21 protein-coding genes are annotated in these 17,560 nt (G+C 58.6%); 8 read left to right on the forward strand and 13 right to left on the reverse strand.

Features of this window, described 5'->3' with window-relative positions:
• Positions 1-10 precede the first annotated feature (10 nt).
• Positions 11-979 (reverse strand): sodium-dependent bicarbonate transport family permease, encoded by a 969-nt coding sequence (locus ACSBLW_RS16355; RefSeq protein WP_435257659.1) that lies wholly within the window; start codon positions 977-979, stop codon positions 11-13.
• 102 nt (positions 980-1,081) lie between these two features.
• Here ACSBLW_RS16355 and ACSBLW_RS16360 point away from each other — a divergent pair, with 102 nt between their 5' ends.
• Positions 1,082-1,927 (forward strand): LysR family transcriptional regulator, encoded by an 846-nt coding sequence (locus ACSBLW_RS16360; RefSeq protein ID WP_435257660.1) that lies wholly within the window; start codon positions 1,082-1,084, stop codon positions 1,925-1,927.
• A gap of 7 nt (positions 1,928-1,934) precedes the next feature.
• Here ACSBLW_RS16360 and ACSBLW_RS16365 read toward each other — a convergent pair whose 3' ends face one another.
• The 3 genes from ACSBLW_RS16365 to ACSBLW_RS16375 form a co-directional block, all read right to left on the reverse strand.
• A complete protein-coding gene (locus tag ACSBLW_RS16365) occupies positions 1,935-2,357 on the reverse strand; it encodes a tellurite resistance TerB family protein (RefSeq protein ID WP_435257661.1) in 423 nt (140 codons plus the stop codon).
• 77 nt (positions 2,358-2,434) lie between these two features.
• Positions 2,435-3,124, reverse strand: a complete 690-nt coding sequence (locus tag ACSBLW_RS16370; RefSeq protein WP_435257662.1) for a TlpA family protein disulfide reductase — start codon at positions 3,122-3,124, stop codon at positions 2,435-2,437.
• A 45-nt stretch (positions 3,125-3,169) separates the two neighbouring features.
• Complete coding sequence (locus ACSBLW_RS16375; protein WP_435257663.1) at positions 3,170-3,508, reverse strand: hypothetical protein; 339 nt, start codon at positions 3,506-3,508, stop codon at positions 3,170-3,172.
• A 365-nt stretch (positions 3,509-3,873) separates the two neighbouring features.
• Between ACSBLW_RS16375 and ACSBLW_RS16380 the strand changes: the two genes are divergently transcribed.
• From ACSBLW_RS16380 to ACSBLW_RS16390, 3 genes are read left to right on the forward strand one after another with little or no spacing between them, the layout of a single operon-like run.
• The gene (locus ACSBLW_RS16380) at positions 3,874-5,454 is read left to right on the forward strand and encodes a lysine--tRNA ligase (protein WP_435257664.1); all 1,581 of its coding nucleotides are present in this window, start codon (positions 3,874-3,876) and stop codon (positions 5,452-5,454) included.
• Positions 5,455-5,458: 4 nt separating this feature from the next.
• A complete protein-coding gene (locus ACSBLW_RS16385) occupies positions 5,459-6,157 on the forward strand; it encodes a hypothetical protein (protein ID WP_435257665.1) in 699 nt (232 codons plus the stop codon).
• 60 nt (positions 6,158-6,217) lie between these two features.
• Positions 6,218-6,613, forward strand: coding sequence for a DUF4864 domain-containing protein (locus tag ACSBLW_RS16390; protein WP_435257666.1), 396 nt, complete (start codon positions 6,218-6,220; stop codon positions 6,611-6,613).
• Positions 6,614-6,706: 93 nt separating this feature from the next.
• Here the strand turns inward: ACSBLW_RS16390 and ACSBLW_RS16395 are convergent, their stop codons facing one another.
• The 3 genes from ACSBLW_RS16395 to ACSBLW_RS16405 are packed head-to-tail and all read right to left on the reverse strand — an operon-like array spanning position 6,707 to position 8,543.
• Complete coding sequence (locus tag ACSBLW_RS16395) at positions 6,707-7,774, reverse strand: 5-(carboxyamino)imidazole ribonucleotide synthase (RefSeq protein ID WP_435257667.1); 1,068 nt, start codon at positions 7,772-7,774, stop codon at positions 6,707-6,709.
• A 4-nt stretch (positions 7,775-7,778) separates the two neighbouring features.
• Complete coding sequence (purE, locus tag ACSBLW_RS16400; RefSeq protein ID WP_435257668.1) at positions 7,779-8,264, reverse strand: 5-(carboxyamino)imidazole ribonucleotide mutase; 486 nt, start codon at positions 8,262-8,264, stop codon at positions 7,779-7,781.
• 60 nt (positions 8,265-8,324) lie between these two features.
• The gene (locus ACSBLW_RS16405; protein WP_435257669.1) at positions 8,325-8,543 is read right to left on the reverse strand and encodes a YdcH family protein; all 219 of its coding nucleotides are present in this window, start codon (positions 8,541-8,543) and stop codon (positions 8,325-8,327) included.
• A 223-nt stretch (positions 8,544-8,766) separates the two neighbouring features.
• On the opposite strand from ACSBLW_RS16405, the gene ACSBLW_RS16410 reads away from it, so the two are divergent.
• A complete protein-coding gene (locus ACSBLW_RS16410; RefSeq protein WP_435257670.1) occupies positions 8,767-9,177 on the forward strand; it encodes an Hsp20 family protein in 411 nt (136 codons plus the stop codon).
• Positions 9,178-9,187: 10 nt separating this feature from the next.
• Positions 9,188-9,415, forward strand: coding sequence for a DUF1150 family protein (locus ACSBLW_RS16415; protein ID WP_435257671.1), 228 nt, complete (start codon positions 9,188-9,190; stop codon positions 9,413-9,415).
• 68 nt (positions 9,416-9,483) lie between these two features.
• Here the strand turns inward: ACSBLW_RS16415 and trxB are convergent, their stop codons facing one another.
• A complete protein-coding gene (trxB, locus tag ACSBLW_RS16420) occupies positions 9,484-10,425 on the reverse strand; it encodes a thioredoxin-disulfide reductase (protein WP_435257672.1) in 942 nt (313 codons plus the stop codon).
• 194 nt (positions 10,426-10,619) lie between these two features.
• Here trxB and ACSBLW_RS16425 point away from each other — a divergent pair, with 194 nt between their 5' ends.
• The gene (locus tag ACSBLW_RS16425) at positions 10,620-11,120 is read left to right on the forward strand and encodes an Lrp/AsnC family transcriptional regulator (RefSeq protein ID WP_435257673.1); all 501 of its coding nucleotides are present in this window, start codon (positions 10,620-10,622) and stop codon (positions 11,118-11,120) included.
• A 334-nt stretch (positions 11,121-11,454) separates the two neighbouring features.
• On the opposite strand, the gene ACSBLW_RS16430 is transcribed toward ACSBLW_RS16425, so the two are convergent.
• The 4 genes from ACSBLW_RS16430 to lgt form a co-directional block, all read right to left on the reverse strand.
• A complete protein-coding gene (locus ACSBLW_RS16430) occupies positions 11,455-11,607 on the reverse strand; it encodes a hypothetical protein (protein WP_435257674.1) in 153 nt (50 codons plus the stop codon).
• A 271-nt stretch (positions 11,608-11,878) separates the two neighbouring features.
• Positions 11,879-12,637, reverse strand: coding sequence for a peptidoglycan editing factor PgeF (pgeF, locus tag ACSBLW_RS16435; RefSeq protein WP_435257675.1), 759 nt, complete (start codon positions 12,635-12,637; stop codon positions 11,879-11,881).
• On the reverse strand, positions 12,637-13,692 hold the full coding sequence (locus ACSBLW_RS16440; protein ID WP_435257676.1) for a class I SAM-dependent methyltransferase: 1,056 nt from the start codon (positions 13,690-13,692) through the stop codon (positions 12,637-12,639). The genes pgeF and ACSBLW_RS16440 overlap by 1 nt, the downstream gene beginning before the upstream one ends.
• Positions 13,689-14,564, reverse strand: coding sequence for a prolipoprotein diacylglyceryl transferase (lgt, locus tag ACSBLW_RS16445; protein WP_435257677.1), 876 nt, complete (start codon positions 14,562-14,564; stop codon positions 13,689-13,691). The genes ACSBLW_RS16440 and lgt overlap by 4 nt, the downstream gene beginning before the upstream one ends.
• Before the next feature lie 137 nt (positions 14,565-14,701).
• Here lgt and ACSBLW_RS16450 point away from each other — a divergent pair, with 137 nt between their 5' ends.
• Positions 14,702-14,947, forward strand: a complete 246-nt coding sequence (locus ACSBLW_RS16450) for an accessory factor UbiK family protein (RefSeq protein ID WP_435257678.1) — start codon at positions 14,702-14,704, stop codon at positions 14,945-14,947.
• 1 nt (position 14,948) lies between these two features.
• On the opposite strand, the gene ACSBLW_RS16455 is transcribed toward ACSBLW_RS16450, so the two are convergent.
• Positions 14,949-17,531, reverse strand: coding sequence for a hybrid sensor histidine kinase/response regulator (locus tag ACSBLW_RS16455; protein ID WP_435257679.1), 2,583 nt, complete (start codon positions 17,529-17,531; stop codon positions 14,949-14,951).
• Between the last annotated feature and the right edge of the window lie 29 nt (positions 17,532-17,560).

Consider the following 17,560-nt stretch of genomic DNA (forward strand, 5'->3'; position numbering starts at 1 on the left):
TATGTTTTCTTTAGCCGTGCCAGAACAAGGCCATCTGGTAGACGATCGGGATGCCGACCAGCAGCATGAAGGGGAAGGTGATCCCAAGTGAGGCTGTCAGGTAGATAGAGGGGTTGGCTTGCGGAAAGGTGGCGCGGACCGCTGCGGGCGCGTCTATATAGCTGGCCGAGGCGGCAACCGCGCCAAGAACAAAGGCCGAGCCGAGTGGCAATCCGGCAAGTGTCGCCAAGCCCGTTCCGACAAAGCCGTTGAACAGGGGCATGGCCAAGCCAAAGGCCAGCATCCGACCGCCGACGGCAGCGAAGTCGCGCAATTGGCGGGCGGCGGTCATTCCCATTTCCAGAAGGAACAGAACAAGGACGCCCCGGAAAAGATCAACGAAGAACGGCTCGATCTTGCCGAAATTCGCATCCCCGACGCTGGCACCGATGGTCAGTCCGCCACCCAGCAAAAGCAGCCCCCGGCCCCGGAGCGTTTCCATGAGGATGGGGGCAAGGCCGCCGGTCTGGCCCGTGGCCCGGGCGAGTGCGAGCCTGCCATAGAACAGGGCGGCAAGGATGCCGAGTTCCATCAAGGCGACAAGTCCGGTGATGTAACCTTCCATCGGGGTGCCTTGGCCATCGGCATAGCTGCGCGAGACGACGAAGGTGACCGAGGAGACCGAGCCGTAAAGCGCGGCGACCCCGGCGGCATTTGCGGCATCGAGCCGCAAGAGATGGCGGGCAACGAGGAAAGCCCCGAGCGGCAAGAGCAGGACAAGCGCCCCGGTTGTCATCAGGGCGGCGGGCAGGGCGGAAAGATCGGCCTCGGCCAGTTCGCGCCCGCCCTGAAGGCCGATCGAGAACAAAAGGAAGATCGCGAAGATACGGATGACGGGTTCAGGGATTTCGAGATCCGAGCGGATCAGGGTTGCGATCATGCCCAGAAGAAAGGCGAGGGTCAGCGGGGATATCAGGTTTTCAACGATGACGGCGTCCATTCCGGTCTCCTGTAGGTGTGTGGAGCGCCTCTTGCGTGGTTTGAATTGAAAAGAGAAACAGGAAAATATAATAGGAATGATGAGCAAAACGGATAAATTCAGATGTACGACGTCGACACAGCGCTGTTGCGGACCTTTGTGACCTTGGCGGAAACGGGGAGCTTTTCGCGCACGGGGGAATTGGTCGGGCGGTCGCAATCGGCGATTTCGGCGCAGATCCGCAAGTTGGAAGACACCTTTGATCGCAGTTTGGTAGCGCGTGACACACGGAATGTCGCGTTGACGGCGGAAGGCGAGCGGCTGCTGGTTCACGCGCGGGCGATGGTTGCAGAGGCAGATGCCATGCTGGCGCGGTTTCGGGGCAGCGAGTTGACCGGATCGGTGCGGTTTGGCAGCCCCGAGGATTTCGCGACCCATTATCTGCCCGGCGTTCTGGCGCAGTTCGCCAAGGTGCATCCGGCGGTCGAATTGCATGTGACCTGCCTTTTGACCCTGCCGTTGGTCGATGCCTTTGCTGCGGGCGAGTTCGATCTTGTCGTGGTCAAGCAAGATCCCGCGCGGCCGTTTCCCGGGGCGCGGCCGCTGTGGCGCGAACGGCTGGTCTGGGTGGCCGCGCCCGGGTTCTCAACGGCACCTGACAGGCCGGTGCCGCTTGTCTTGTCGCCCGCGCCATGTGTCTATCGCAGCCGCGCTACGCGAGCGATGGAGGCTGCACGGCGAGGTTGGGTGGGGATATATGTCAGCCCCAGCTTTGCCGGGTCTGTGGCCGCGGTGCGGGCGGGGTTGGGCGCTATGGTGATGCCAGAGACGATGGTGCCATCGGATCTGACTGTGCTGACGGATTGGCCGGCCTTGGATGCGGCAGAGATGGCCCTGATTGCACCTGCCCGACCGGCCCCTGCCGCAGCGGCTTTGGCCGAATTCATCAGCGAACGCGTACGGCGTTAACGGCGTATCAGAGTTTCATGTGCCGCACGCGTGCGCCCCATTCGATGGCAGCGGCGTGAAGACGGTCTATGCTCAGCTCTTCGCGGATTTCTTCGAGCATCCGCAATTCCATGTCGCGCAGCTTGCCGTCGGCCGAAACCACGTCGCAGGCCAAGGCATAGGCGGTTTCGCCCAAGCGTTCCGGCAGGGCGGCCCGGATCAGGCCAAAAAGTGCCTCAAGCCCGTCTTCCTCTTCGAAAAGGTCAAACACCGTCTGGCTGACCCCCCGAATGCGGTCCAGATCATAGCCCACGAAGACAGGCATGTGATTGACCATCCGCTGAATGGCAACAAGTTCCGAGGTCCGCATCTGTTCGTCAGCGGCGGAAACAGCCACCATGACGGCAACGAGTGCATCTTGGGCGGACATTGAGGGGGGTGTGTCTTGCATGGGAAGAGCCTATTCGAATTGATCTGATGCTATGATCCGCAATCCCCTTCTGCAAGGCCCAGATGGGCCCATCCCGTTCAGGTTTGGGTCATGCGGTGCAGGGCGAGCCAGTATCCGTCCTCGTCTGTCATGCCTTCGGTCGCCAGAAGTTTACCGTTGTGGTCAAGCACATAAAGGCTGGGGCAACTGCTGAGCTGGAGGGCTTGTTCCACCAAACCCGAGGGGTCGTGCAATACGCGCAAAGGAAGACCCAAGGCGCGGGCCTGATCTTCGATCTGGTTGCGATCACGCCAAGAGCTTGGCTTGTCTTCGTGGCTGGTGATCAGGTGAATGGCCGCGATTTTGTCGGGCGCATGGGCGTAGAGTGGCATCAGCCCACGCAATTCATCTTGGAAGGGGCCATTTGTTCGATAGGGGCCAAGCACATAGACCAAGAGTACTTGGCCGGGGCGCATCTGTTTCAGGCTGTCGGTCAGGCTGACCTCTGGGCCAGCGGGCCACTGACGGAAGGGATCAAGGCAGGGCAGGCGATAGGCGTGGGGGAAAGGGCGCCCCAGATGGCGTGACACGGCAGCGAGCCCCGTTTGCGCAGAAAGCGCGCCAAAAAACCGCGTCAGGCCGATTTGATCGGGGAATTCTAGGCCGCCGTTTTCGGTTAATGTCATCGCGCGGGCGGCGTCTCCTTGGGCAAAGGCGTGGAGGGCATCGAGAAAGACGTTCAGGCCGAAATATTGTGAGGGGATATTTCCGCCCTGCGACTTGACCATTGCCTGAACGGCCTGCTGGGCTGCGAGCGAAAGGTCACGCTTGCCTTAGGCGAAATAGGCAAGGGCAAGGAGATGGAGGAGGGTGATATCTTTTGAGGCAAGGATTTTCTTTTGCCGCGTCGCCGCCCCAACGAGGGGGCCAAGGATGGCAGTGCCAAAAGGCAGGACAGCGGTTTCCAGCGCCTTGGTCAATTTGGCGAAGTCTTTCCAGTTCCCGTGATTCCAGATCCGGTGAAGATCGACAAAGTGCACCCGCTTGGCGGCGACGGACTGAATGAAGTCTTCATTCAATGCCGGAAGGGTTTTCAGGCCCAGTGGAAAGGCCCGTTGCTTCAGCGCCCAGACCGCGTTCGTTGCCGGATTAAGCACGTGCAAGGACTGCATTCCATGCAAGCGGGCTTGGTCGAGCCTTTCAGGGGTTGGCGCATCTGCGTCGACTTGCAGAATTTCCCAGCCCGGCTGCAAACCCGCTGCCTCGGCAGGGCTACCCGGACAGATATCAGCAATGAGGCGCGAGTGTTTTTTCTGTTTGTCGATTAAGGAGGCTGGCCAGGACTGCAAAGCAAGGTCTGACATTGCACACTCACACAAGAAGTTTCTTTACTGGCACTGGTTTTGGCCGATCGTTGAGCCGAGACAGCCATGGGGCGAATAGCCCGTCAAGTGAGCTTGGCGTTGACCCTTGGGCGGTTCAGCACTAGGAGGTGCGGGCCGGGCGCATGGGGCGGCGGCGAGGATGGAGAAGTACAATGTCTGCTTTGCGCGATGCCGCGATGAAATCGAAGGCCTGGCCCTTTGAAGAGGCCCGCGCGATCCTCAAACGTTATGAGAAGAAGGCCCCGGAAAAAGGCTATGTGCTTTTTGAAACCGGCTATGGCCCTTCCGGTCTGCCCCATATCGGCACCTTTGGCGAGGTGGCGCGGACAACGATGATCCGCCGCGCCTTTGAGGTGATCTCGGATATTCCGACCCGTCTGATCTGTTTCTCGGACGATGTGGACGGTATGCGTAAGGTGCCGGACAATGTGCCGAACCAAGACATGCTGCGGGAGAACCTTCAGCGCCCGCTGACCAGCGTGCCGGACCCGTTTGGCGAATACGAAAGCTTTGGCCACCACAACAACGCCATGCTGCGCAGGTTTCTGGATACCTTTGGCTTTGAGTATGAGTTCATCTCGGCCACCGAATTCTACAAATCGGGCCGCTTCGACGACACGTTGCGTCTGTGTGCCGAGCGTTATGGCGCGATCATGAAGATCATGCTGGCGTCCTTGCGTGAAGAGCGTCAGCAGACCTATTCGGCCTTTCTGCCCATTCACCCGGAAACGGGGCGCGTGCTTTATGTGCCGATGAAAGAGGTGAATGCCAAGGATGGCACGATCACCTTTGACGATGAAGATGGGCGCGAATGGACGCTGCCGGTGACGGGCGGCCATGTGAAGCTGCAATGGAAGCCCGATTTCGGCGCCCGTTGGGCGGCGCTGGGCGTGGACTTCGAAATGTATGGCAAGGACCATTCGACCAACACCCCGATCTATGACGGGATCTGCGAGGTTCTGGGCGGCAAGAAGCCGAACCACATGACCTATGAGCTGTTCCTTGATGATCAGGGCCAGAAGATTTCGAAATCCAAGGGCAATGGTCTGACCATCGACGAATGGCTGACCTATGCGGCGACGGAAAGCCTGTCGTATTTCATGTATCAAAAGCCCAAGACCGCAAAGCGGATGCATTTCGACGTGATCCCGCGTGCGGTGGATGAATATCATCAGCAACTGCGTGCCTATCCGGATCAGGATATCGACCAGCAGGTGAACAACCCTGTCTGGCATATCCACGGCGGCAACCCGCCTGAGTCGAAGATGGTGGTGCCGTTCTCGATGCTGCTGAATTTGGCTTCGGTGGCCGGGGCAACGGATGCCAAGGGGCTGTGGGGCTATATCCGCGCCTATGCGCCCGAGGCCTCGCCGGAAACGCACCCCGATCTGGACGCGGCTGCCGGTTTCGCCGTGCGCTATTTTGCTGACAAGATCGCGCCGACCCGGACCTTCCGTCTGCCCGACGAAAAGGAACGTGCGGCAATCGAGGACCTGCGCGCACGTCTGGTGGCATGGGACGGCGGTGCCGATGCCGATGCCTTGCAGTCGATGGTGTTTGCCGTGGGCAAGGACCACGGGTTCGAACCGCTGCGCGATTGGTTCAAAGCCCTTTACGAGGTGCTTTTGGGCGCCAGCGAAGGCCCGCGCTTTGGCGGCTTTATCGCGCTTTACGGCGTGAAAGAGTCGGTCGCTCTGATCGACAAGGGCTTGTCGGGCGCGCTGGTTGGGTAAAGAGATGGCGGTTGTTCAAGCAGCAACCGCCCTGCGCAATCTGGCCTATACGATTGCCGTGATCGCCGGGGCCTGGACAGTGTCCAGCCTTGGCTATTTCGGGCTGGAACCCGTTTTGCAGGCAGAAGTGGGGTATAATGACGCCCCCGTTGCCTATGCCTTTTATTACGGGCTTTGGGCGGCTGCGGTCTTTGCCGTCTTTCGCAAGAATTTTCAGGCGGTCGGGGATTTGTCGCTGACACCCTTGCGCGTGGCGGTGCTGGCGCTGATGGCCTTGTGTTTTGCCGGATTTGCCTTGTTCGTCTTGCCGCGCCTGCCCACGATGGAATGGACGCGGAGCCAAGACCCAGTGGAATTCTTCTGGGCGAATTCGTGGTATTTCCTGCCGAAAGCGGTGGAAATCCTGTTTCAGCAGGTGTTGATCGCGGCCCTTGTGTTTGCCTTGAGCGATCTGGGGCTGAAGACGTGGAAAGTGGCGCTGCTGGTTGCCCTCCTGTTTGGTGGCTTCCATGCGACCTTGGCCTTTTCCTATCCAAACCCGCTTTACGTCTTTCGCTATTCGGTGGCGGCCACCTTGTTCGGGGCCTTGGTGCCTTGGATTCTCTTGCGCCAAAGGCATGGATTTCTGATCACCCTTTCGATTCACGCGGGCTATTATGTGATCGACAGCATTGCCATTCATTACGCCTTCGCGGCGTCTTGACGGAAAGCGCGGCTGGTCTACCCTTCAAAATGGGGACATTCTCGGGGAAGGAGCGATGCCATGCGCTTGGCACCACTTTTGACGGCCCTCTTTCTGGCTTTTCCGGCCTTTGCGCAGGAAGAGCCGATCCAGAATACCATTCGCAGCCAGATTGACGCCTTTCTGAAGGACGACTTCGCCACTGCCTTCAGCTTTGCCTCGCCCAGTATCCAGATGTTCTTCGGCACCCCCGAAAACTTTGGGCTGATGGTGCGCCAAGGTTATCCAATGGTCCATCGGCCCAGCGGTGTGAAGATGCTGGAATTGCGCGATGTTGGCGGGCGGCTATGGCAACGTGTGATGGTGACCGATCAGGCTGGAAAGCCGCATTTTCTGGATTACCAGATGATTGAAACGCCGGATGGCTGGCAGATCAACGGCGTGCAGCTTTTGCCCGCATCGGATGTCAGCGCCTGAGACAAGGCGTCTGCCTTTATCTTGGTGGAAATATCCCCGCCGGAGGCATCGCCGGACGCGGGGGCTCGATGCCCCCAAGTCCGGCAATCCTGGTCAGGCGATGCCTTTGATCACGCGGTTGATATGGCCCATCTTGCGGCCAGCTTTTACGTCTGCCTTGCCATAAAGGTGGATAGAGACGTTCTTTTCCTTGGCCAGACCCGGCACGCGATTCACGTCGTCGCCGATCAGGTTTTCCATCACCACATCGGCAAAGCGGCTGCCATCACCCAAGGGCCAGCCGGCGACGGCGCGGATATGCTGTTCGAACTGGTCGATGGCGCAGCCCTGCTGGGTCCAGTGGCCGGAATTGTGCACGCGGGGGGCTATCTCGTTCACGATCAGGCCGTTCGCCGTCACGAAAAGCTCTACCCCCATGACACCCACATATTCCAATGCGTTCAGGATGCGGGCAGCCAAAAGCACGGCGTCGGTGCGTTGGAAGGAGGTCAGGCGGGCAGGGACAGTGGTCGTATGCAGAATTCCATTGCGGTGAACATTCTCACCCGGGTCAAAGCACGAGACCGACCCATCAAGCCCGCGCGCGGCAATCACGCTGGCCTCGAATTTGAAATCGACAAAGCCTTCGAGCACCGCTTCGGCTCCCTTCATTGCTGCCAAAGCAGCGGGCGCGTCTTCGGGCGACATGATCCGGGCTTGGCCCTTGCCGTCATAACCAAGGCGGGTGGTTTTCAAGATCGCGGGAAGGCCGATCTTGGCAATCGCGTCGTTCAGGCTGTCCGCATCGGTGACGCGGGCGTAGGGGGCGGTTTGCAGGCCAAGGCTGGTCAGGAAATCTTTTTCCGGAATCCGATCCTGAGAAATCGCCAATGCCTTGCGGTTCGGGCGGATGGGGCGGACGGCCTCTAGCGCGTCAAGGGACGACGCCGGAACGTTTTCAAACTCATAGGTGATGACATCAACGCTTTCGGCAAAGGCACGCAAGGCGGCAAGGTCTTCGTAAGGGGCGGTTGTCACCTTGTCGGCGACGTGGCCCGCCGGGGGATTTTGCCCCGGTTCAAAGATATGCGTCTTGAAGCCCAGACGGCTGGCCGCAACGGAAAGCATCCGTCCAAGCTGGCCACCACCAAGAATGCCGATCGTCGCGCCGGGAGAAAGCATGGCCTTATTCGTCCTTGGGTTCATCGGGGATAGAGGCGGACAGCGCATCTCGCCATGCATCAAGGCGGGCGCCAAGTGCGGGATCGGACACCGCCAGAATGCCAGCGGCCATCAGGCCCGCATTGGCGGCCCCTGCCGCGCCGATGGCCATTGTGGCCACGGGAAAGCCCTTTGGCATCTGAACGATGGAATAGAGGCTGTCGACGCCAGAAAGAGCCCTGGTTTGGACCGGAACACCAACCACAGGCACGCGTGTTTTCGACGCCATCATGCCCGGAAGGTGGGCGGCACCGCCCGCGCCCGCGATGATGACCTTGAGCCCGCGCTCGACGGCACTTTTGCCATAGGCCCACAGCCGGTCAGGGGTACGGTGTGCGCTGACGATCTTGGTTTCATAGCTGATCCCCAATTCATCAAGGATCAGGGCAGCTTCTTTCATCGTGGCCCAATCGGACTGGGACCCCATGACGATTCCTACATCAACGGCCATTCACGCCTCCGGCATTGCTGCCTTGGGCGATTACAGGTTGAAGGGCTTGGGGGCAAGCGTTCAGGCGATGATGTCGGGGATCATCTGATCCTCGATCTTCACGATCTGGTCTTTCAGTGCGAGCTTTTGCTTTTTCAGACGGCGCAGCGTCAACTGATCGGGGCGGCCGGTTTCTTCCAAAGCATGGATTGCTGCATCAAGGTCGCGATGTTCGCGACGCAGCACTTCAAGCCGGATGGCGAGCATTTCTTCGAAGTTGAGTTCGCTGGGAGCGTTCATCTTGTCGCCCGACCTCTGAGTCGTTTCTGGTGCTTGAAACATAATATAAGGGTTGTATTGGCTTGCGGGAAGGATTCTCGACTTTCCGATCCAGAATTGGTGACAAGTTGCCATCTGTCTGTGCCTTGCAGTCCGTCACTCTGACCCCCATATTCGAATGAGACGGGCGCCCTGATGGGGCCTGACGGATCTATGTCGCTTGCTTAAGGACACGGGAACCAAGATGACGAAGCTTACCTTTGGTGCTCATCCCTTCTTGTTGGGATTTGAACAGTTGGAAAGACTGGTCGAAAGAACGGCCAAGTCGACCGAGGGGTACCCCCCCTTCAACATCGAAGCCACGTCGGAAAACGCCTACCGGATCACGCTGGCGGTTGCGGGCTTCCGTGAGGAAGATTTGGCGATCACGGTTGAGGATCGGCAACTGGTGGTTCGTGGCAAGCAGCAGGATGATGGGCAAGAGCGGGTGTTCTTGCATCGCGGCATCGCAAGCCGGGCGTTCCAGCGCAGCTTTGTGCTGGCCGATGGTGTTGATGTCGCCGGGGCAAGCATGGAGCACGGGTTGCTGCATATCGACTTGAAAAGATCGGTCCCCGAAACAGTTGTTCAAACCATACGCATCGGACGCAAGTAAGGAGGCAGCGATGGATTACAAATTTGAAGGTCTGCCAGCCGCGGAGCGCCAGATCGTTTACGTTCGGCCCGTCGTGGTGGCTGACTTGCCGCAGGATTTGCAGGACGAAATCGGGCCTGTGGAGACGGTCTATTCGGTTCACACGCCGGACGGAACGCAAGTGGCCTTGGTCAAGGACCGCAAGATGGCCTTTGCTTTGGCCCGCCAGAATGATCTTGCGCCGGTGAACGTTCACTGACGCAAAGAGAGTCATTGGAAAAGAAAGGCCCCGCTGATGCGGGGCCTTTTCGTTTGGGTTCTGAATGATCAGCCGTGTTCTGCCAGCCAATGTTCGGCATCCAAAGCCGCCATACAGCCCATACCAGCACTGGTGACCGCCTGACGATAGACATGGTCTGTCAGATCGCCCGCGGCAAAGACGCCGGGGATAGAGGTGCGGGTGCTGCCCGGCTCGACTTTGACATAGCCGCCGTTGTGAAGTTCAAGTTGGTCCTTGACCAGTTCCGAGGCCGGAGCATGGCCAATGGCCACGAAGAAGCCAGCGCAGGGGACGTCGGTGGTTTCCCCTGTCTGAACATTGCGGGCGCGGACGGCGGTGACGCCTAGCGGGGTGTCGGTGCCCAGCACCTCGGTGACCTCATGGTTCCAGAGCATTTCGATCTTTGGATGCTTGAACAGGCGGTCTTGCATGATCTTTTCGGCGCGCAGGCTGTCGCGGCGGTGGATCAGGGTCACTTTGGTCGCGAAGTTCGTCAGGAACAGGGCTTCTTCTACGGCGGTGTTGCCGCCGCCGATGACGACGACCTCTTTGCCGCGATAGAAGAACCCGTCACAGGTGGCACAGGCGGAAACGCCAAAGCCTTTGAATTTCTCTTCCGAAGGCAGACCAAGCCATTTGGCCTGAGCGCCCGTGGCAAGGATCACCGCATCAGCGGTAAAGGTCGTGCCGCTGTCCGCCTTTGCAACAAAGGGACGCTTCGAGAGGTCAAGCGAGGAGATGTAATCCGAGATGATCTCGGCCCCCATAGCGCGGGCATGCTCTTCCATACGCACCATCAGGTCCGGGCCTTGCACATGGCTGTCGCCGGGCCAGTTCTCGACCTCGGTGGTGATGGTCAGCTGGCCACCGGGTTGCAGGCCCTGAACGAGGATCGGGTTCAGCATGGCCCTTGCAGAATAGACTGCAGCGGTGTACCCCGCCGGTCCCGAACCGATGATCAAAACGCGTGTGTGCCTGGTCTCGCCCATGATACCCTCATTTTCTGTGGGTTCCTGATATAGGCGCAGCGGCGTCGGGCGGAAAGCCCTGAATCGTTGCGAAGATCTGTTGCGAAAACGGGCAGGCGCGCGAAATTTGGGCGAAATAAAGCTGCCAGTAGTTGAAACATTATTGCGCAAGGCGGGGTGAGGGCCTAGATACTGGCCTGAATAGGGAGACAAACATGGCCGGCTCGAAACTGGACCCGATTGATCGCCACATTTTGGCGGAACTGCAGGCCGATGGCCGCATGACCAACGTTGAACTGGCCAAGAGAGTTGGGATTTCCGCGCCGCCCTGTTTGCGTCGTGTGCGGACCTTGGAAGAATCCGGATTTATCCGCGGCTATCACGCCGATATCGACGCAAGGGAACTGGGCTTTGAAGTGCAGGTCTTTGCGATGGTCCGACTGCAAAGTCAGGCCGAAGCTGATCTTGCGGCTTTTGAGGCGCGCTGCAAGGCGTGGCCGCTGGTTCGCGAATGTCATATGTTGAACGGTGAGATCGACTTCATCCTGAAATGCGTCGCGCCAGATCTGTCGAGCTTTCAATCTTTCCTGACCGGCGACCTGCTTAAGGCCGAAAACGTGGCCAATGTGAAAACCAGCCTGGTGATCCGTTGCGCGAAAGATGAGCCGGGCGTTCCGTTCGATGTGCTGGAAGAGCGGCTCGCGCGGTCGGCCTGATTGCGACAGGTCATTAGCCATGAAACGGGCCTGCGGGCCCTGAATCAAAAAGCGGCTCCGTTCATGTGCCAGAGGAGCACCGGAGCCGCCTTTGCCAAAGCAACGATCGTGCCCTGCAACGCTGCCCTGTGAAGGGTCTTACACCGTTGTCGGGTCCACCCTTGCGGGGAGGAAGACCGTCATGTGGCAAAGATGGCTGAAATACGGCGCTCTGTCAAAAGGGATTTCTTATAGATCCCTAGCACTTGAACGATTTGCCCCGGTTTGGGGCCATTGTCGACAGAATGGCGGGCAATCTGAATCGATAACACCGCCGATTGTGGCGAAGTTGTGTTCAGCGGGCCGCGATGGCGCGTGGCTTGGCCGAATCGACGGTGGCTTTGACAGCCTGAGGTTTGCGACGGGCCCCGCGTTGCCACGGCATTGCAACCTGCTGTTCAAGGCTGGCCGCGATCGCGGATTTGAGCCAACGGCGTTCTTTTTTCATGCTCGGGTCCTTCTCTGCACTTTCGGCCGCTATTCTCGGCGTTGAGTGCAAGATGCCTTTTCAATGGGGCGGCGATCTGGCCCCAATTGTGAGGAATTAAGGAAAATTATGTTTGTTCAGACCCGGATTGTGGCAGGGGCTGTCGCAGCTTGAGATGCGGTTCGGGCCGTGATTTTCTGGGGTTTCAGAAACAGTGCCCGCTTTGGGATCAAGATTGTTTCGCTAGATTGTGGCGTGCCCGTTCCGGATCACGCCGCAATTCGATAGCGGATCAAAGCCGAATGACCGAAATCAGTCTGCCGTAATCGGCTTCCTTGGCGTGGGTTGTGCGCCGGTAAGAATAGAAGCGATCCGAATCGTGGTATGTGCAATGCCGGGTCCATTCGGCTTGGCCAATGCCCGCCTCGCGCAGCCTGAACAGGCCAAAGGCAGGCAGGTCAAACAGCATTCTGTCGCCTTCCCCATTCGCGAAGAAACGCGCGTTCTCGCGGTCTTCATTGGTGAAGGTCTCAAAGAACTCTGGACCAACTTCGTAGGCGCGTTGGCTGATGCACGGACCGATGACGGCGGTCATATCCTTGCGGTGCGCGCCAAGAGCTTCCATCGCGTCGATGGTCGCTTCGAGGACGCCATCAACGCTGCCGCGCCAGCCAGCATGCGCCGCGCCAATGACCCCGGCTTTCGGATCGGCAAAAAGGACGGGCTGGCAATCTGCGGTTAGGATGGAAAGAGCGATTCCCGGTGTAGCTGTAACCATGGCATCGGCCTTTGGGCGGTCTGTCGTGGGGCCTGTCACATGATAGGCATCTGCGGAATGGACCTGATGAACGCCGACCAAATGCTCAAGCGGCACGTCCATCGCCTCGGCGACGCGAGAACGGTTGATGGCCACGACCTCGGCGATATCGGACGAGCCAGTCCCGCAATTCAGGCCGGCGAAGATACCGGAGGACGCGCCGCCTTTGCGGGTGAAGAACCCGTGTTGGACGGGCAAGCTGTCAGAGGTGATGATTTCAAGTGTTGCGGGCATCAACTCAATCCGGGTGGTGGTGGCGTGCCGGGGCGGTAAAGCGCCAGCACCTTGAACAACGAACCCATTTCCGACGGATGGGTCAAGCGTCGATGCGCGGCGATGTGAGATTCGCGGGCTGGACCTTTCAGTCTTTGGGCAAGCGCTGTTGCCCGATGCGTAATTCCAAGTCGCTCAAGCACTGCACCTTGGTTTGCGAACTTATGCTCCAGTTTTCCTGCGGCAAGGGCAAGCGCCTGAAAATCCACATGGGCGGTCAGGTCGGCCCTGCCGGGGGCTGCGAGCGGGTCTGCGAATTCATGATCCTGAAGGGCCTGAAACGTATCCCCCAGCGATCCCCAGTCGCCGTAGTCGATGATCAGCGCGCCACCGCCTTGTTCGGCGATCCTGTTGCCGATGTAGTCCATGATCGGAGCGGCGGTTGGGCAGGTTTCGACGATATCGCCGGGTTTTGTATCGGCAAGGCGGTGTTCAAGGGACGCGAAGGGCGTTGACGCGGCGCGGCCAAGTGAAAGAGCGCCGTCCTTCAAGCCGACCATTGTTTCAGACCAGCCGGAGGGTTCGCGCCGGAACTGGCGAATTGGCAGGGCATCGAAGAATTCGTTGGCCACAAGAAAAAGCGGGCCTTGAGGAAGATCTTCGATGCGGTCGATCCAAGTGACAGGATGTGTGCCAAGGGTCTTGCGCTGAACGGTGCGCAGCGTTGGCGAAGCTTCCATAAGAACGACATTCGCAGCCGCATGGAAGCCGGGAACTTGGCGTGTGGCTCGCAGGATATCGGCCATCAGGGTGCCGCGACCGGGGCCGAGTTCGGCGAGGACCATGGGAGGAGAGCCGAGGTCCAGCCAATATTGAGCAAGGCAAAGGCCCAGCAATTCCCCGAACATCTGGCTGATTTCAGGGGCGGTCGTGAAATCGCCCGCCTGCCCAAACGGGTCGCGGGTCGAATAGTATCCGTGCTCTGGATGCAGCAGGCATTCGGCCATGTAATCGGCCAAAGTGATTGGTCCCGTTGCGGCAATCCGACGGACCAGAAGTTCCCCCAAGGCCGTCATTCAGGGCGGGACCGCAGCAAGAAATAAAGGCCAACTGCGATCATCGGAAGCGACAGGGCTTGCCCCATGGTCAGACCGTAGCCCCCGATGTGGAAGGCAAGGCCGAGCGGATTGCCGTCGCTGACAAATTGAGCGTCGGGCTGGCGGAAGAATTCCACGATGAAACGTGCCGCGCCGTAGCCCATGAAGAACAGTCCGGCGATCCGTCCCGGAAACTTCAGCCAGCCGTGTCGCCAAGCCAGCCACAACAAAAGTGCCCCAAGAAAAAGCCCTTCCAGCGCCGCTTCGTAAAGCTGGCTGGGGTGACGCGCGCAAATGCCTTCGATGCCGGGGCAGGTTTGAGCGGCCTCGCCGGGAAAGGCGACCCCCCAAGGCATGGTTGTGGGTCGCCCCCAAAGCTCGGCGTTGATGAAATTGGCGATCCGGCCCAGAAGAAGACCGGGAGCGGTGGACAAGGCCATGACGTCAGCGGCCTTGAGCATCGGGATACCTTCAATGCGGCAGAACAGGAAAGCCGCCACCACAACGCCGAGGAAGCCGCCGTGGAAGGACATGCCGCCTTCCCAGACCCGTGGGATGTGGGTGGGATTTTCCAGATAATAGGCCGGCTGGTAGAACAGTACGAACCCGAGTCTTCCACCTAGAATGACCCCGAGAATGACCCATGTCAGAAGCCGTTCGATTTGATCTGCGGTCATCGGGGCAGCGCCAGTCCAAAGATCGGGTCGACGAACAGCCGCCAAGGCGATGCGCCAGCCCAGCAAGATGCCCACGATATAGGCAAGAGCGTACCACCGAAGGGCAAGCGTTATCCCGAAGACTTCGAATGCGAATATCTCGGGCGAGATCGATGGGAACGGAATGTAGGACATGGGCTCCTCGGTCCGATGGCTGCGCGCCGCTTGTTGCCTTGTCGGCAAGGGGGGGCGGGATGTCAATCTGTCACGCCGACTTGTGATCGAGAGGAGACCACGCCATATAGAGGCCAGACGCCAAGAGGATCACAGCCATGCAGACCCGCAACAAGTTCTTCGACGATATGAGCCAGTTGATGACCAATGCCATGGGGGTCGCTCAGGGCGCAAAGACCGAAGCGGAAACGGCGATGAAAAGCCTGATCGACCGTTGGATGGCCGACCGGGATTTCGTGACGCGTGAAGAGTTCGACGCTGTGCGCGCGATGGCGTCCAAAGCTCGCGAAGAGAATGCGTCGCTTATGGCGCGGATCGAGGCATTGGAAGCAAAGCTGAAGTAAATCAGCCTGCTTTTGACTGTTTGATGTCGAAGCGCGACGTCAGGAAACCATGGACTGCGTCCATGTTTACCGGCTTGTAGAGGACGAGATCGACGCCTGCTGACGTAAAACGATCAGCCTCTTCCCCGATTGCAGCGGCAGTCAGGCCGATGATCGGGCCGGAAAATCCCTCTTTGCGGAGTGCGCGAGCCGCCTCATCACCGTCAAGTTCTGGCATGAAAAGATCGGTCACGATTACGTCCGGCTGCATCTCGCGGGCGGCTTCAATCAGCTTCGCGCCGTTCTCTACAATCCTGACCTCTTCAAAATGCCGACCAAAGCGCGCCTCCATAACAGCCGATACCGTAGCGTTGTCTTCGGCAATGAGGATCCGGAGATGTGTCGGGGCAGTCGAGTACTGTGTCGTTGCGGCTTCTTTGGGTGCTTCCTCGACGGCAAGTCCTTCGGGGATACGGATTGTAAAGATTGAACCTGAGGGAGAGGCGGGTTGATAGCTCAGATCCCCGCCCAGCGAACGTGCCGTTGTCCGTGCAATGTAAAGTCCGAGACCAGAGCCTTCGGTGCCGCGCCGGACATCTTCTTTTCCTCGCTCAAAAGGTTCAAACAGCCGTTCAATTTCTTCCTCTGAAATGCCGCGGCCATCGTCTGAAACGCGCCAAATCGAGAAGTCTCCGTCATCTGTCTTCTCTAGTTCCCAAGACAAGACAACGTTGGTTCCGCCGCTGTGCAGCAGGGCATTGCGGACAAGGTTGCTGACCATTTGACGGTTGCGTACCAGATCGCCGATCCGCGGTTTTGTTCCCTCGTCCGCGATAAGGATCCGCAAGCTGCTTTGCGTTTCTGTCGCAAGAGAGCCAAGCGCGGCACCGATAAAATCAGCCAGTTCCTTGGGCGCATAGGGTCGGAGATGGATGGGAAGGTTTTGTTCGGGGTTCACCGCTTGTTTCATATCCCCCAAAATCGCCAGCAATTGGTTCGAGGCGTTCTGGAGTTGTGGGAGTTGGCTGCTGCAATTCTTCTCGCTCAGGTCTTCGACAAGCATGGATATGACCGATGCGGGCGTGCGCAGTTCGTGCGAGATGATCGAGAAAAGCTGCCTTTGCTTTTCGTCTCTCATGCGCAGTTCAATCAAAGCGGTCTCTAGGTTTTCCTTTCGCTGCGCTTCAACGGTCAGATCAATCATCAAGCCAAAGACCGTGCGGTCATTCGCTCCGGATTTTTCAAACCATGTGAAGGTTTCGACCGTTCGGGGGCCGGTGAGAGGGTTTGCGATCTCGACAGAAATGGTCTCGCCCTGAAAACTCTTGTTCAGCAAGACCTGCTCGGCCCTTGGTCGGTCATGGGGTGCAATGCGATCCAGCAGAGTGGACAAAGCCCCCTCGGTCTTGCAGCCGATCATATCTGCCGCTGCCGAGTCCAGGCGGTATTTGTCGGTCCCAGTGTCGACGGAAAACACGCCGACGCCCGCATATTTGCGAATGCGGTTCAGACGACGAGAAGTGGCATCAAGGCTTTGGGTCGCGTTATCATTCCTGCTTCTGGTGCCAAGCACTACGACGATTGCGACCAAAAGCACGGTCGAGACCTGTGCCAACTTTGAATTTACGATGTCTGCCGGGTTGGGCTCGCTAAGGAAATCGCCAGTGATTGCGGCATAGACGGGTATCCCAAGAATACAGGCGACAACTGCCGATGGGGTTGGCAGTTTCAGGCAAATGAAGACGGCCACAGCGGCCACGTCGACCGTTGGAAAAAGCGACCAGCCATCGAGTTTAAGGATCCCAATCGCCACAAAGACAGGGCTGACGAGGATGCCGATTGAAAACTCAGTCCTGTTTGGGGCCTCTAACACGGCCAGCATGAAAGCTGTTACAACCACAGAGCCCCGCAAGATGCGGTTTGCGACCAATGCAAATGTTTCGGGTTCGTAGCCAAGATATGCCTGAACGGCAGGGGTGAGCGAACCGATGAAGGCGAAGGTCAGGAAGGCCTGAACTGCGCAGACCAAACCAAAGGCAAAGAAGCCTGTCCTGATGGTGTTCAGGTCAGCGTCATATGGCGTTTGGAACTTATTAAGCGCATGGAACGCGAAATTCATAATCACGCCGATGGTCAGAGAGGACCAAAGGTTGAGCGTAAAGAAATAAAGGGCAATCGGTAAGGTCATGCCAGGGTTATTGCCGAAGGAAAGCGGTGACTGGATGACAAAGGGAAATGCAAATACGGGAATGAACGCGATCAGGGGAACCCAGATCAGACGGAAGGGATAAAAGAACACCCCTAGCACGCCGCAGAACAGGGTGACGTGTGGGGTCAAATTCACGATGGCGGGATTTTGTCCGCTTCGGATCGACCCGTAGGTCATGATGACGGTCCAGAACATCACGACCAGGAAATATATCAAGGAAAGGCGTACCGGCTTCCGTTCGATTGCTTGCTTTACACCTGCAATCTTGGACTTTTCGAAGTCATGAAAGATGAACTCGGCCCCTGCGATCCGGTCGTCGCGCTGGACGAGCACAGCCCGATCATCGCTGGCTTGCGAGCTGGGGGCAGAAACGGAAAAGGTACTACTCTTTGTCACGAGGGGACGCAGCTCTTCCGAAGAGGGAG

The organism is Thioclava sp. FR2 (assembly GCF_051200875.1).
In the GTDB taxonomy this organism is placed as follows: Bacteria; Pseudomonadota; Alphaproteobacteria; order Rhodobacterales; family Rhodobacteraceae; genus Pseudotabrizicola.

What these genes read in the sequence shown, in the direction of transcription:
- ACSBLW_RS16355 (WP_435257659.1), bottom strand. Translation starts at nt 979, where the DNA reads ATGGACGCCGTCATCGTTGAAAACCTGATATCCCCGCTGACCCTCGCC.
- purE (WP_435257668.1), bottom strand. Translation starts at nt 8,264, where the DNA reads ATGGCCGTTGATGTAGGAATCGTCATGGGGTCCCAGTCCGATTGGGCC.
- ACSBLW_RS16390 (WP_435257666.1), top strand. Translation starts at nt 6,218, where the DNA reads ATGCGCTTGGCACCACTTTTGACGGCCCTCTTTCTGGCTTTTCCGGCC.
- ACSBLW_RS16395 (WP_435257667.1), bottom strand. Translation starts at nt 7,774, where the DNA reads ATGCTTTCTCCCGGCGCGACGATCGGCATTCTTGGTGGTGGCCAGCTT.
- ACSBLW_RS16370 (WP_435257662.1), bottom strand. Translation starts at nt 3,124, where the DNA reads ATGGTCAAGTCGCAGGGCGGAAATATCCCCTCACAATATTTCGGCCTG.
- ACSBLW_RS16360 (WP_435257660.1), top strand. Translation starts at nt 1,082, where the DNA reads ATGTACGACGTCGACACAGCGCTGTTGCGGACCTTTGTGACCTTGGCG.
- pgeF (WP_435257675.1), bottom strand. Translation starts at nt 12,637, where the DNA reads ATGCCCGCAACACTTGAAATCATCACCTCTGACAGCTTGCCCGTCCAA.
- ACSBLW_RS16405 (WP_435257669.1), bottom strand. Translation starts at nt 8,543, where the DNA reads ATGAACGCTCCCAGCGAACTCAACTTCGAAGAAATGCTCGCCATCCGG.
- ACSBLW_RS16385 (WP_435257665.1), top strand. Translation starts at nt 5,459, where the DNA reads ATGGCGGTTGTTCAAGCAGCAACCGCCCTGCGCAATCTGGCCTATACG.
- ACSBLW_RS16410 (WP_435257670.1), top strand. Translation starts at nt 8,767, where the DNA reads ATGACGAAGCTTACCTTTGGTGCTCATCCCTTCTTGTTGGGATTTGAA.
- lgt (WP_435257677.1), bottom strand. Translation starts at nt 14,564, where the DNA reads ATGTCCTACATTCCGTTCCCATCGATCTCGCCCGAGATATTCGCATTC.
- ACSBLW_RS16375 (WP_435257663.1), bottom strand. Translation starts at nt 3,508, where the DNA reads ATGCAGTCCTTGCACGTGCTTAATCCGGCAACGAACGCGGTCTGGGCG.
- ACSBLW_RS16425 (WP_435257673.1), top strand. Translation starts at nt 10,620, where the DNA reads ATGGCCGGCTCGAAACTGGACCCGATTGATCGCCACATTTTGGCGGAA.
- ACSBLW_RS16450 (WP_435257678.1), top strand. Translation starts at nt 14,702, where the DNA reads ATGCAGACCCGCAACAAGTTCTTCGACGATATGAGCCAGTTGATGACC.
- trxB (WP_435257672.1), bottom strand. Translation starts at nt 10,425, where the DNA reads ATGGGCGAGACCAGGCACACACGCGTTTTGATCATCGGTTCGGGACCG.
- ACSBLW_RS16415 (WP_435257671.1), top strand. Translation starts at nt 9,188, where the DNA reads ATGGATTACAAATTTGAAGGTCTGCCAGCCGCGGAGCGCCAGATCGTT.
- ACSBLW_RS16440 (WP_435257676.1), bottom strand. Translation starts at nt 13,692, where the DNA reads ATGACGGCCTTGGGGGAACTTCTGGTCCGTCGGATTGCCGCAACGGGA.
- ACSBLW_RS16365 (WP_435257661.1), bottom strand. Translation starts at nt 2,357, where the DNA reads ATGCAAGACACACCCCCCTCAATGTCCGCCCAAGATGCACTCGTTGCC.
- ACSBLW_RS16430 (WP_435257674.1), bottom strand. Translation starts at nt 11,607, where the DNA reads ATGAAAAAAGAACGCCGTTGGCTCAAATCCGCGATCGCGGCCAGCCTT.
- ACSBLW_RS16380 (WP_435257664.1), top strand. Translation starts at nt 3,874, where the DNA reads ATGTCTGCTTTGCGCGATGCCGCGATGAAATCGAAGGCCTGGCCCTTT.